General features: G+C 64.0%; 8 protein-coding genes. 4 read left to right on the forward strand and 4 right to left on the reverse strand.

The window, feature by feature from the left end; translation table 11 throughout:
• Window positions 1-4: 4 nt before the first annotated feature.
• From FCL40_RS13365 to FCL40_RS13380, 4 genes are all read right to left on the reverse strand, one after another.
• Window positions 5-721, reverse strand: a complete 717-nt coding sequence (locus FCL40_RS13365; RefSeq protein ID WP_136853805.1) for a 4Fe-4S dicluster domain-containing protein — start codon at window positions 719-721, stop codon at window positions 5-7.
• A gap of 1,083 nt (window positions 722-1,804) precedes the next feature.
• Window positions 1,805-2,602 (reverse strand): DODA-type extradiol aromatic ring-opening family dioxygenase, encoded by a 798-nt coding sequence (locus FCL40_RS13370; RefSeq protein WP_136853806.1) that lies wholly within the window; start codon window positions 2,600-2,602, stop codon window positions 1,805-1,807.
• A gap of 16 nt (window positions 2,603-2,618) precedes the next feature.
• Window positions 2,619-3,566 carry a glutathione S-transferase family protein gene (locus FCL40_RS13375; protein WP_136853807.1) on the reverse strand — a complete coding sequence of 316 codons (948 nt, stop codon included), beginning with the start codon at window positions 3,564-3,566 and terminating at the stop codon, window positions 2,619-2,621.
• A gap of 50 nt (window positions 3,567-3,616) precedes the next feature.
• The gene (locus FCL40_RS13380; protein WP_136853808.1) at window positions 3,617-4,066 is read right to left on the reverse strand and encodes a DoxX family protein; all 450 of its coding nucleotides are present in this window, start codon (window positions 4,064-4,066) and stop codon (window positions 3,617-3,619) included.
• 163 nt (window positions 4,067-4,229) lie between these two features.
• Here FCL40_RS13380 and FCL40_RS13385 point away from each other — a divergent pair, with 163 nt between their 5' ends.
• From FCL40_RS13385 to FCL40_RS13400, 4 genes are all read left to right on the forward strand, one after another.
• On the forward strand, window positions 4,230-5,141 hold the full coding sequence (locus tag FCL40_RS13385) for a LysR family transcriptional regulator (RefSeq protein WP_136853809.1): 912 nt from the start codon (window positions 4,230-4,232) through the stop codon (window positions 5,139-5,141).
• 707 nt (window positions 5,142-5,848) lie between these two features.
• Window positions 5,849-9,562 carry an ATP-binding protein gene (locus tag FCL40_RS13390; protein WP_136853810.1) on the forward strand — a complete coding sequence of 1,238 codons (3,714 nt, stop codon included), beginning with the start codon at window positions 5,849-5,851 and terminating at the stop codon, window positions 9,560-9,562.
• A complete protein-coding gene (locus FCL40_RS13395; RefSeq protein WP_229360334.1) occupies window positions 9,559-10,188 on the forward strand; it encodes a condensin complex protein MksE in 630 nt (209 codons plus the stop codon). The genes FCL40_RS13390 and FCL40_RS13395 overlap by 4 nt, the downstream gene beginning before the upstream one ends.
• Complete coding sequence (locus FCL40_RS13400; protein ID WP_136853811.1) at window positions 10,188-11,432, forward strand: hypothetical protein; 1,245 nt, start codon at window positions 10,188-10,190, stop codon at window positions 11,430-11,432. Before FCL40_RS13395 ends, FCL40_RS13400 begins: the two co-directional genes overlap by 1 nt.
• Window positions 11,433-12,247: the final 815 nt, after the last annotated feature.

Here is a 12,247-nt window from a genome sequence, read left to right on the forward strand (position 1 = left end):
TGAGTTACCTCTGCCACAGTTGGGGGAATTTCAGGCTGAACTGGGCGTTGCTTTCCGCTTCGGTCAGGCCGATGTAGAACACATTGGGGTGGGTGTTGTTGGCCGCCTGGAGCACCAGCGGCTTCTCCTGCTCCAGTACCCTGGCGATCTCGCTGTGCTTGTCGTTGATGTCGCCGAAGATGCGGGCGCCACCGGTACAGGTGGTGACGCAGGCGGGCAGCAGGCCGCGGGCGGTGCGCTGAACGCAGAAGTTGCACTTGTCCACGGTGCCTGTGGTGGAGTTGACGAAGCGTACCCCCTCGTAGGGACAGGCCTCGATGCACATCTCACAGCCGATGCACTCGGTGGAGTCCACCACCACGATGCCATCCTGCTGCCGTTTGAAGGTGGCCCCGGTGGGACACACCTCGACACAGCTGGGTTTGTCGCAGTTGTTGCACAGCAGCGGCAGGTTGAAGGCGTAGGGTTTGTCCTGAACCTCAGTGCTGGCCTGGTACACCGCGGTGCGGTGCTCCTTGGGCAGGTTGCCGTTCTCGTTGCCGCAGGAGACAACGCAGGCCTTGCAGCCGTTGCAGCGGCGCAGGTCGATGACCATCGCCAGATGTTTGCCACCCTTGGACCGGATGGCCGCCACCGCATCGGCGGCGGAGATGAAGGAGAGGGAACCGACGCTCAGGGCGCCCCCCGCCATCAGTTTCAGTATCGATCTTCTATCTAACATGGTTCGCTCCTGATGGTATTTCTTGAGGAGAAATACTCGCATGTGAGATCAGTTGCGCCGATTTATAATGAAGGCACAAATAGATTATTTTCCTAGAGTTATCTCTAAGGGGCTTCGGACGAATAGGAACTGTCCATTCGTTGAATCCAGTATATGGCCCCCAGGCTAAAATAGGGTGTGAGCGCCATCACGCCGAGATTTTGAATTTTTATAATTGTGAATTTCAGACTGAATTTACTCCGGCGGGAAATGCATTTTCTATAATTCGGGTCAATGCCTTTGTACTGCTGGATCCAGTAATGACGGAGGTTTCAGAGGGGGTTGGGTGTTGGGGCAGGGAAGGGGGAGAGCAATTTCTGTATTTCGGGAAAAGCAATTGTTGAATTCTGGGAAAGTGATTTATGGCCTTATTATAAGCAAGTGTAATTAATATAAAATCATCAGGCAGCAAGGTAGGGCGTCATTCGGTCAATATTCTTTCTTCGTCTGTTGTTCTTTATTGTGGTCGGAGGATGAATTTCTGAGTCGGTGTTATTTCTAATGGAGAAGGCGCCAAGGTGAAAACGTTGTTCATCTCCGCTGCGGGTAAAGCCACTGGACCCTGGCGTGCGCCAGGGAGACGACAGTGGGTGAATGCGGATGGGCACCCCGTTGCCGCTTCTGCGGTTGCCTGAGCGTCTGCCGGGGGCTCTTATGGCGAGGCCTTTCGGATTGCACGACCGCGGTTTCATCAACGGCTGCTGCCCCCAGCACGGTCACTCCGGCGAACGCCGGAGCCCAGTGTCTTAGTGCACACGGGGTAGATAGGGTTGTCCCTCAAAGCCACTGGACCCTGGCGTACGCCAGGGAAACGGTTGTGGGGTTGGACCCTGGCGTGCGCCAGGGAGACGACGGTGGGTGAATGCGGATGGGCGCTTTGTTGCCGCTTCTGCGGTTGCCGGAGCGTCTGCCGGGGGCTCTTATGGCGAGGCCTTGCGGATTGCACGACCGCGGTTTCATCAACGGCTGCTGCCCCCAGCACGGTCACTCCGGCGAACGCCGAAGCCCAGTGTCTTGGTGATCATCGCATGGGAGCACCCGGCGTCACCACAGGTAGAAGCTGGCGCGCTTGCCGGCGATCTCCAGCTCATGGTGCTCCGGTGCGGCGGTTTCACTCACCCCGTAACACACCATCAGCGGCAGCAGGTGCTCCTCCCTGGGGTGGCAGTAGCGGGCGGCCGGGGCCTGATCCCAGCGGAGCAGCCGCTCACGGCGCTCTGACTCCGACAGGGCCGGGCTGGTGCAGGTCTCAATCAGCCAGTGCTCGAAGGCGGCGTTGGCCCGGTTGCCCTCCCGCTGTTCCTTGGCAAAGAAGGCGCGCATGTTGTGAAAGGAGAAACCGGAACCGATCACCAGCACCCGGCCATCCCCCAGGCCCCGCAGCGCCCGGCCCATCTCGATATGCTCCGCCGGATCCAGGTTGTGGTTCAGGGACAGTTGCACCACGGGGATCTCGGCGTCCGGAAACAGCAGGCTCAGGGGGATAAACATGCCGTGGTCGAAGCCCCGATGTTCGTCCAGCTCCGGAGAGAGGCCGGCTTGCTGCAACCTGGCGTGGATCTCCCCGGCCAGCTGCGGCGCCCCGGGGGCCGGGTACTGAAGCCGGTAGGCCGCGTCGGGAAAGCCGTAGTAGTCATAGATGAGCGGCGGCCGGGCCGCAGCGGTGATGGCAGGCCTGTCCGATTCCCAGTGGGCGCTGACCATAACGATGGCCGACGGGGTCGCCATCTCCTCGGCGATGGCTTGCAGCCGCTCCACCATCTGCCGGTGGCTCGGGTCACCCAGCAGCGGCATCGGGCCGCCGCCGTGGGAGAGGAAGAAGCTGGCGTAGTGCTTGGTCATTCTGTCCTCGCTCGGTTCAGAGTGATTCGGGCCCACGGGGCACTATGCCTCCGGGGTTCAGGGTCTCGATGGAGTAGTAACCCGCCTTGATGTGATCCAGCTTGACGGTGTCGGCCACTCCCGGTAGCCGGAGTATCCGCCCCATGTAGCCCCATAGGTTCGCCATGGAGGCCAGGGTGTTGCGGTTGCATTTGAACAGGCCGTGATAGGCGGCATCGAAGCGCACCAGGGTGACGAACAGGCGGATGTCCGTCTCGGTGAGGGTGTCGCCAAACAGGTAGGAGCGCCCATCCCCCAGCCTCGCCTCCAGCTGGTCGAGCATGTTGAACACCCTGTGGTAGGCCTCCTCATAGGCCTGCTGGCTGCTGGCAAACCCCGCCTGGTAGACGCCATTGTTCAACTCGCCGTAGAGCCGGGCATTCAGGGCGTCGATCTCACCGGCCAGTGCCTCGGGGCAGAGGTTCAGAGTATTGCCGGTCAGGTGATCGAAGGCACTGCCCAGCATGCGGATGATGTCCGCCGACTCGTTGTTCACCAGGGTGTCGGTGTGCTTGTCCCACAGCACCGGCACCGTGGCCCGGCCGGTGTATAGAGCATCGGCGCGGCTGTAGAGCTGGTGCAGGTAGCAGACGCCATGGACGCTGTCCTCGGTGGCGCCGGGGAAGCCGCCAAACTGCCACCCCTGTGTGCTCAGCCTGGGATTGACCACGCTGACGCTGATCATCTCCTCCAGCCCCTTGAGCTTCAGGGTCATCAGCACCCGGGATGCCCAGGGGCAGATGTAGGCCACGTACAGGTGGTAGCGGCCGGGCTCCGCCCTGAAGCCGCCCCGGCCGGTGGGGCCGGGGGCGCCGTCCGGGGTGATCCAGTGACGGAAGGAGGCGCTCTGGCGGATAAACCGCCCCTGCTCATCCTTAGCCTGTACCGGTTGCCAATTCTCTTTCCAGCTGCCATTGATCAACATGCCGATCTCCTTCAAAGCAGGGGCGGGCATGTCCGCCGTTCTCTCGTGTCTCAGCGGCCCAGCTTGCGGGCAACCAGGTTGTCCAGGGCGAGTCGGCCGCCCCCCTGGAGGGCCAGCGCCACGCCGATGACCGCCAGTGTCAGGGCATACTCGTAGCCGTTGTTGCTCATAAACAGGCCATTGCCGATGTGAACGCTGAACATCGCCACCAGCATGGTGAAGGCGGACACCGCCGCCGCCGGACGGGTCAGCAGCCCCAGCACCAGGGCCAGGCCGCCGAAGAACTCGGCGCTGCCCGCCAGCAGGGCCATCAGGTAGCCGGGCCCCAGGCCGATGCTGGCCATCCACTGACCGGTGCCTTCCAGGCCGTAGCCGCCGAACCAGCCAAACAGTTTCTGGGCGCCGTGGGCCGCCAGGATAAGACCGGTGGGGACACGCAGTACCAGGGCGGCGGTGCCGGCGTTGGAGTCGAAAAGGGATTTCACAAAGGTGCGGTTCATACTCTGTTCCTCGGGTTTGGGTTTGTGCGCCGGGCCAACCACTCGCCTCAGCTGTTGGAATCAGATTAACTTTCTCTCGATTGGTGATATATAGGGTGGATGTTGCATCATTATCAACGCTGAGTTGACAATGATGGCTGGTAGCAACGAATGGGAGCGGAACATGGACAGGCTGGAGGCGATGCGTACCTTCATCGCCGTGGTGAACGAAGGCGGTTTTACCCGGGCGGCGGAGCGGCTGGGGCATTCGCCGCAACTGGTGAGCAAATACGTCTCACAACTGGAGCAGCGGCTGGGCACCCGCTTGCTCAACCGCACCACTCGCAGGGTCAGCCTCACCGAGGCGGGCGCGGGTTACTATCAGCGGGCCCAGCAGGTGTTGGCGGAGATCGAGGAGATGGAGAGCCAGCTGGGGGAGCTGCAGCACAGCCCGCGGGGCCAGCTGCGCATCAGCGCCCCGGTGTCCTTCGCCAGCCGTCACCTGCCCAGGCTGCTGAGTGATTTTCGCAAAGCCTATCCCCAGGTCCTGGTGGATCTGCACCTCAACGACCGCCGGGTGGACATCGTCGAGGAGGGGTTTGACATCGCCCTTCGCATCGGTCAGTTGAAGGACTCCTCGCTGATTGCCCGAAAGATCGCCCCCATCCAGCTGGTGCTGGTGGCCTCCCCCGGCTATCTGGCGGAGCACGGCACCCCGGCGAACCTGGAGGAGCTGGCTCGGCACCAGTTCCTCAAGTACAGCTACAGTGACGACCATCTGCTGCTGGGCAAGCGCTCCGCAGCCCTGGTGCAGGCGCATGGCATCACCTGCAATAACGGCGATGTGCTGGTGGAAGCGGCGGTGGAGGGGGCGGGCATCGCCCTGCAGCCCACCTTTATCGCCGGCCCCGCCATCGCCGATGGCCGGCTGGTGCCCCTGCTGGCGGATCAGCTGCCCGAGCCCCTGGGTCTGTACGCGGTCTACGCCCACCGTCAGCTGCTGGCCAGCAAGGTGCGCTGCTTCATCGACTTTATCGACGGCTACTTCGGTTCGCCCCCCTACTGGGATCAGGGGTTGGAGCTGGGCTCGACGTAACTTAAGCCGCTGGACCCTGGCGTGCGCCAGGGAGACGGTTGTGGGGTGGGACCCTGGTGTGCGCCAGGGAAACGATGGTGGGTGAATGTGGATGGGCGCTTTGTTGCCGCTTCTGCGGTTGCCGGAGCGTCTGCCGGGCGCTGTTGTGGTGAGGCCTTGCGGATTGCACGGCCGCGGTTTCATCAACGGCAGCTGCCTCTAACACAGTCACTCCGGCGAACGCCGGAGCCCAGTGTCTTAGTGCACACGGGGGAGATAGGGTTGTCCCTCAAAGCCACTGGACCCTGGCGTGCGCCAGGGAGACGGTTGTGGGGTTGGACCCTGGCGTGCGCCAGGGAAACGATGGTGGGTGAATGTGGATGGGCGCTTTGTTGCCGCTTTTGCGGTTGCCGGAGCGTCTGCCGGGCGCTGTTGTGGTGAGGCCTTGCGGATTGTACGACCGTTGTTTCATCAACGGCAGCTGCCTCCAGCACGGTCACTCCGGCGAACGCCGGAGCCCAGTGTCTTTGACCCTGGGGCGGGCGTCGCGACGGACAACCAAAAGCCCCTGACGCGGCCTCATCGGCGCAAACTGATCAAAACAGAGTCAGTTGCGCCTGCAAACCCAGTGCTGGCGCGGGTTGCGTATTGTCGCGGGCCCGTCGCTGAGTTACCCTAAGCCGTTTCATTTTCGAATAATTCCATGCTCCCGGAGATAAGGTATCCCTATGAGTCAAGAGGCGTTTCGACTGCGTCGCATCATCATCATCGACAGTTTCTGGAAGGGAAAGGTCAATGAGATCGATTTCGACGGCCACACCCAGCTCGAGGGGACCAACGGCGCCGGCAAGACTTCGCTGATGAGGCTGCTGCCGCTGTTCTACGGCATGCGCCCCGGCGACATCGTCTCCAAGGTGGACCAGGCGAAGAACTTCGCCAACTACTACCTGCCCCGGGAGTCCAGCAAGCTGGTGTACGAATACCAGCGCCCCGGCCTGGTTGAGCCGCAGCTGTGCTGCATGATCGCCTCCTCAGACGGCCGCAGCGTCCACTACAAGCTGATCGACGCCCCCTACCGCCAGGAGCACTTCATCAATGCCGATCACAAACCGTTCAAGATGGGTGAGATCGAGCGCAACTACAAGCGCGCCCACGGCGCCTTCTGCTCCAACTACCTGGGGGTGGACAAGTATCGCCAGGTGATCCAGAACCTGCGCGGCGGCCGTGCCTCCGCCGAGGTTCGCCAGTTGCAGAGCCGCTTCAGCTTCGGCCAGGTACCGATGCCCCACATCGACAAGGTAGTCAACGGCACCATCGAGAAGAACCTCGACTTTGAGGCGGTGAAGAAGATGCTGGTGGCCATCGCCGCCGACTACCTGGCCCGCAGCCGCGCCGGCGACAGCCGCGAGCAGATGCAACTGAACAAGGATGAGATTGGCCGCTGGCTCAGCGACATCCAGGCCAGCCGCGAAGTCCACGGGGTGGCGGAGAAGATCCAGCGCTGGCAGGGCCAGTTCAGCGAGCTGGAGGAGTTCCTCGGTCAGCTGCGCCACCTGCTGGCCCTGTGCGACGAGCAGCGCAGCGAGCTGCAGGACAAGCTGGCGGCACTGGCCTCGGAGAAGGCCAGCCACCGCGCCTCCATCAAGGAGCTGGAGCAGGAGTTCGACGCCCTGGAGGGGGAGCTCAAGCAGAGCATCACCGCCGACAGCGATCTGGTGCACGCCCGCCAGGTGACCATCGAGCGCCTGGACGACGACAAGCAGAAGTACGACGACGATGACGCCGCCTCCTACCAGCTGCGCGCCGACGAGAAGGCCACCTTCAGCCAGCGCCTGAAGGAGGTCAACGCCATCATCGAGAGCTTCGAGGGAGACACCGCCAAGGTGGCCCGCAAGTTTGAGGAACTCCTCGGCAAGCTGGATCTGGAGCTGGCCCGGGGCGAGGGCGACAAGCAGCAGCAGATGGCCACCATCCGCCAGCAGGCCGCCGACCAGCTGGCCCAGGTGGAGCAGCAGTACCAGGCCAACCGCCGTCAGATGGAGCAGCGCCTGAGCCAGCAGGGCCTGGAGCTCAAGGACCAGCAGCTGCAGCTGCGTCACGCCCTGCGCATCAACACCAACAGCCGCGCCAACCCCCAGCTGCCCGCCGAGATCAGTCAGGGGCTGCAGGCCACCGCCCAGTCCCTGGGGGAGGCCCAGGGGCGCCACAACGAGCTGCTGCGCCTCATCTCCGACGAGCGCCAGCACGGCGCCCAGCTGGAGCGTCAGCGCGACCAGCAGCTGCACCGGCTCTCAGGGGAGCAGCGTCGCCTGGATGAGCTCAAGGCCCAGTACCAGGCCCTGGAGCAGCAGCTGCACCCTGCCGAGGGCTCGCTGCAGGCGTTCCTGGAGCAGCGCGGCGAGGCCGCCGGCTGGAAACAGAACATCGGTTGCCTGCTCTCACCCGAGCTGCTGGCCCGCACCGACCTGGCTCCCCAGTGGAAAGGGGAGGGCAGTGACACCCTCTACGGCGTCGGCCTGGATCTGGCGCCGTTGCAGCACAACAACCCCCTGGCTCGCGGCGAGGCGGAGCAGCAACAGCGGCTGGAGACCCTGGAGCAGCAATGTCGCGACCAGCAGGGTCAGATTGACCAAATTAACGAATTGCTGAAGCAGCTGGGTCGCCAGTTGGAGCAGCACCAGGCCCAGTTGGGTCAGCTGCAGCAGCAGGAGCGCCGCGCCAACGCCGAGATTGACCAGCTCAAGCAGCAGCAGGAGCGCCAGCAGCAGCACGCCCAGGAGGCGGTGAAGCAGCTCACCACCCGCCTGGATGAGGAGCGCAAGCAGCTCTCCAAGCAGCTGGAGCAGCTGGACCACAAGCTGGAGCAGCTGGAGGAGCAGGGGGAGGAGGAGCTGCACGAGCTGCACAACGCCGCCCTGGAGCGCCGGTTGATCCTGGAGACCGACCGTGACAGCCAGCTGGAGACCCTCTCCGAACAGCTGGAGTCCCTGCAAGAGAGCGTGCGCGAGCGTCGCCGCGACTACAAGAAGCAGCAGAAGCAGGCCCTGGATAAGATCGACCCGGACGGCGAAGTGGACAAGCGGATGGCCGAGCGCAAGGAGCTGCTGGCCGCCCTGGACCGCTGCGCCGAGTTCGAGCAGAAGGCCCGCGAGTACCAGCACTTCCTGTCCAGCCAGTACAATCAGCGCGAGCCCCTGGCCGCCGAGCTGTTGGAGTTGCAGCAGCGCCTGTCCGAATCCAGGACCAGGCTGGAGCATGCCCGCAACCAGCATGAGCATCAGCTGACTGAACACAAGGCGGTGCTCAAGCGCAACAAGGAGCAGCAGGAGCGCAGCGACGATCTGCTGGCGCGGCTGGTGCGGGTCAACGCCGTCTGTGAGCCCCTGGGGCTGGAGCCGGCCAGAAACGACCAGCTGCAGAACTACCAGGCGGAGATGCTGCCCGGTTTCATCGAGCAGAACCACGAGGGCTTCAGCCACCTGGAGCGCAAGCTCACCAAGGAGATCAGCCACTTCTCCAACGTGCTGCGCACCAAGCACGGCAAGAGCAGCCTGTTCGACACCTGGACTCAGCTGGTGGCGGACAACGACCGCTTCGAGGGTTGCGAGACCGTGCTCAAGTACCGCGCCCCCATCGGCGATCTGTTGCAGAGTGCCGCCCAGCTGGCCAAGTCCACCGGCCAGCTGGTGATCGTCAACGCCAACATGATCAACGAGTTCTACCGCCACCTGGAGAACTTCGATCGCCGCATCAAGTCGGTGGGCCGCCAGCTGTCGGAGCGGGTCACCGCCCTGGCCAAGTTCGAGGCGCTGGCGGAGATCAGCGTCGGCACCGTCACCAAGCTGGAGCAGCTGGAGTACTGGCAGCCGCTGCGCAGTTTCTCCGACTGCTTCGAGCAGTCCCGCGACCAGCTTCGTGAAGGCTCCTCCGAGATCCCCGAAGAGCTGATCCGAGCCATGCGTGAGCTGGCCCGGGTGCTGCCCGCCGAGGGGCTGGAGCTGGAGCACAACGACCTGTTCGACCTGGAGTTCGTCATCACCGAGAAGGGCCAGGTGAAGCGGGCCCGCAACGCCCGTCAGTTGAAGAAGGTCAGCTCCACCGGCCTCTCCTACCTGGCGATGCTCTCCCTGTTCGCCGGTCTGCTGGGGATGCTGCGCGGCGACGGCGAGCTGCCCAGCCGGGTGATCCTGCCGGTGGATGAGCTGGGTGAGCTGGCGGCGGAGAACATCGAGCTGCTGCTGGGGATGTTCGACGACAACCACATCCAGATGCTGTCGGCCTCGCCCTCCACCGACCGCCAGGTGCTGGCCCTGTACCGGACCCACTACAAGCTCAAGGACAGCAAGATCTACAGCGCCCACGTGCCGCTGTCCAAGCTGGAGCAGCTGCTGGCCACCCGGGCCGGACGCACCCATGCCACTACCGAGGAGGCCGCCCAATGATCTTCAAACAGACCGTGGAGAAGCTGCTGGCCGGGGCGGTGATCTGCCAGACCGCCCACCCGGACGAGTTCGAGTACCTGCAGGCCCCCGCCAACGCCGAGCGGGTGCATGAGTTCCTCAGCCAGCTGGACCGCAGCCTGACCCACTTCGAGACCGCCGCCGCCTTCTACTGCAGCTACGACAGGGTGGACGACAGCAACCGCAAGGGGATCACCCAGCTGTTCAGCTCGATGCGCAGCTACTTCCGCCCCCTGGTGGAGTGGCTGGATATGCTGCTGCGGGCCACCGGCAATGACGCCCCGCTGCACGCCAAGGACAGCCTCAAGTTCACCTCGCTGTTGGAGGCGTTCGAGCACGACCAGACCCTGGCGGAGCAGCTGCGCCGGCTCACCACCATGCCCCCGTTCAAGACCAACCGGGTGGAGATCCGTGACCAGTTGGGCACGGTACTGACCAAGCTGGAGGAGATGGGCTACCTGGTGCGCCATGCCCCTGGCAGCAACACCTGGTACGCCACCGCCCGCTTCGACCTGATCTACCTGCTGATCGAGTTCCTCAACGACAGCGAGAAGCTGGAGCTGCCCGAGGTGCAGGAGCCCGATCCCCAAGAGGAGCTGCTGCTGTAATGAGCCTCTACGACAGCAATCAGGTCGCGGCGCTGCTGCGACAGATGGGGCAGGCGGACGAACTGCTGGCGGAGGCCTATGTCTACGGCTCCGTCAGCGGCGACGGCGACAACGACGGCCAGCTGAAGAGCCTGCAGAAGGCCAAGCTGCTGCGTCCCGACGACGAGCCCGGCAGCTACCGCCTCACCGCCGACGTCAAGCGGCTGCTCAACAAGCTGATGCGCCAGCAGAGCGGTTATCGCCAGCTCACCGACATGGGCAAGGTGATCGACGCCATGGACGATGTGATCATCGACTACCGCGACTCGCTGATCGCCGGCCAGATGGACGACGCCGACCACTACCTCGACCAGCTGGACGACCTGTTGTTCGACGCCAGGGACAGCCTCAACACCAGCCTGGACAACATGCACTACGCCATCTCCAGCCAGTTCGGTTTTGTGGCCACCCTCACCGCCAAGGTGCGGGAGAACCAGAAGGCGCTGGACTACGCCCAGAAGCTGCTCAACGAGCTGCAGCAGATCGACCCCGAGACCTGCTACCAGTGGATCTTCGACGGCGCCCCCACCGAGTTTGCCCGCAAGATCACCGGTTTCGTGCACTGGTTCCGCAACATGCTGGGCCGGCTGGCCCACGTCATCGAGAAGATGCGCCAGAGCCTGTTCCGCCTGCGCCGCCAGGTGAAGCAGGCCAACCAGCTGCGTGGCATGGCCCGCTTCCTGCGCAAGCACCCCGAGTATGAGTTGCGCGAGGATCTGCCTTTCGCCCCCGAACTGCCCCGGGAATTGAAACTGGTGCCCGCCATGGTCACCGGCGGCCTGGTGGATGTGCGCAGCAGCGCCATCGAGCAGGATCTGGTGGAGATTGTCCAGCACCTGCGGCGTCAGGCCCCCTCCGAGCCCCTGGTCGGGGATCGCGAGGCGGTCAGCGTCGAGAGCGACGAGCTGGAGGTGCTGGCCTATCTCAGCGACTGGGTGCTGGACGAGGTGGAGCACTTCTTCGAGCAGGCGGTGCTGGCCGACCAGGGCCTCTCCGCCCTTGGCCACTGGCAGGCGCAGCAGGGCGCCTGGCTGAAAGAGAGCCGGGAGATAGACCCGCAGCTGTGGATCGAGCTGGTGTTCGGCTACTACTGCAAGCTGGCTCCCCAGCAGCAGAGCATCATCGCCCTGGAGATGGAGGAGCAACTGGTGCCCGGCACCAACAACAACTTCACCTACAGCGACGTCACCATCAAGGTCGCCTGACCGCCCACTCTCCGTCTCCCCGGCGAACGCCGGGGCCCAGCGGCGTTTGCCGATAGAGTTTCAAGACCCTGGATTCCCGCGTTCGCGGGAATGACGCAGGGAAGTTGCAACGCCGCAGTGCGCCCTTGCCCCCCTCGCACAATCGTCACCCCGGCGAACGCCGGGGCCCAGCGGCGTTTGCCGATAGAGTTTCAAGACCCTGGATTCCCGCGTTCGCGGGAATGACGCAGGGAAGTTGCAACGCCGCAGTGCGCCCTTGGCCCCCTCGCACAATCGTCACCCCGGCGAACGCCGGGGCCCAGCGGCGTTTGCCGATAGAGCCTCAAGACCCTGGATTCCCGCGTTCGCGGGAATGACGCAGGGAAGTTGCAACGCCGCAGTGCGCCCTTGTCCCCCTCGCATAATCGTCACCCCGGCGAACGCCGGGGCCCAGCGGCTTTTGCTGAGAGGAGCCCAAGACCCTGGATTCCCGCGTTCGCGGGAATTACGCAGGGAAGCGGGAACGCCGCAGTGCGCCCTTGCCTCTCGCACAATCGTCACCCCGGCGAACGCCGGCGCCCAGCGGCTTTTGCCGATAGAGCCTCAAGACCCTGGATTCCCGCGTTCGCGGGAAAGACGCAGGGAAGCGGGAACGTCGCAGTGCGCCCTTGCCCCCCTCGCACAATCGTCACCCCGGCGAACGCCGGGGCCCAGCGGCTTTTGCTGAGAGGAGCCCAAGACCCTGGATTCCCGCGTTCGCGGGAATTACGCAGGGAAGCGGGAACGCCGCAGTGCGCCCTTGCCTCTCGCACAATCGTCACCCCGGCGAACGCCGG

Source organism: Ferrimonas sediminicola, assembly GCF_005116715.1.
In the GTDB taxonomy this organism is placed as follows: Bacteria; Pseudomonadota; Gammaproteobacteria; order Enterobacterales; family Shewanellaceae; genus Ferrimonas; species Ferrimonas sediminicola.